Origin of the sequence: uncultured Leptotrichia sp., from assembly GCF_938036635.1 — a bacterium.
Classification (GTDB): Bacteria; Fusobacteriota; Fusobacteriia; order Fusobacteriales; family Leptotrichiaceae; genus Leptotrichia; species Leptotrichia hongkongensis.
In genome coordinates this window covers 1-1,281 of record NZ_CALHQO010000360.1, presented here as the reverse complement: position 1 = coordinate 1,281, position 1,281 = coordinate 1, and the positions used below count along the sequence as shown (strand labels likewise).

At 28.9% G+C, this 1,281-nt stretch carries 1 protein-coding gene and 1 riboswitch; the gene reads right to left on the bottom strand.

The features are described from left to right. Window positions 1–13 precede the first annotated feature (13 nt). A riboswitch (cobalamin riboswitch) is annotated at window positions 14–192 on the bottom strand. 19 nt (window positions 193–211) lie between these two features. Next, complete coding sequence (locus tag Q0370_RS07235; protein ID WP_299573999.1) at window positions 212–952, bottom strand: sirohydrochlorin cobaltochelatase; 741 nt, start codon at window positions 950–952, stop codon at window positions 212–214. Between the last annotated feature and the right edge of the window lie 329 nt (window positions 953–1,281).

Sequence of the window (1,281 nt, the reverse complement as noted above, 5' to 3'; positions counted from 1 at the left end):
CCCTTCCCGAAAAATAAAATTTTTTAATATAGGCAAGTCTCCTGACTAACTTCATCCTACTCGTACCCTTCCCAAAATATTGCTATTTTAGTGGTTTTCATACTTTCGTCAGTATCACAGTAGAGGTGGCTGTACCAGATTCTAACTGGTTTCCTTATTAAGTTTTACAACACCTATAAAATTATAAATTTAAAATTATTCTTTTGCTATATTAATAAACTTCTTCTAATTTATCCATAAACATTTCACGTATAAACTGATATTCTCCCATTCCCTTTAATAAAGGTGTTACTTCGTATCCTTCATTTTCAAGAACAGTTTTCCACGAATCATCCTCATCAGAAGCCATATCATTTTTGGCATGATCTCCTGCCACAATCATAAACGGCTTTAACAGTATTTTCTTAAATCCTCTTCCTTTTAACTTTTGGATAACATCTTCAATTGTCACTTTTCCTTCAACTGTTGCCACAAAAATATTATCTTTTCCAGCTTTCTCATATTCCTCTTGAAGCCGTTGATATGTAATGTCTGCGGCACTTTCAGATCCGTGACCCATAAATACAATGGCATCATTTCCTTCAAGATTGTTAAATTCTTCATTGCTCACAACTTTTTTAAAGTCTTCATCAGTTGCTAAAAGTGGTTTTGAAATTTTTCCATATTTGTTATTAAGTTTTGAATACTCAATTCCATCTAGAATATGCAAAGACATTGTGATAATCTCATCATATCCTTTATTTTTTAAGGCTTCTAGCCCTTCCTCCTGATCAAATATGTGGATTCCTTCTTTTCTTTCCACTATTCGTCTTATAACTCCTGAAGTGTAGGCTCTTTCCACATTTTCAGTTCCATACTTTGCTTCCACTTCTTTTTGAATTGAGTCAAGGCATTTTTCTCTTGTATCCTTATGCGATGTACCAAAACTTGTTACTAAGATTGCTTTTCCCATAAATACTACCTTTCCATCTGAATTTATAAAATTATTTACTTTTTACTAACTAATTTACTAATATTTATATTTGACAATCAAACTATCTTTTAACTATGCTTCTATTATAATAATTTTTTTCGTTTTTTGCAACTATTTTTTTAAATTATTTTAATATTTTTCTAGTAAGTATAATTTTTCACATTTCTTCAAAATCAAGTATTTATAGGTATATTTTATTTTTTTCTTTTAAAAAACTATCAAAAAGATGAACATATGATCAAACAAAAAAATATGGTAAATAAAATAATTAAAATTTTAAGTTCATCTTCCTTTATTATACTTTTTCT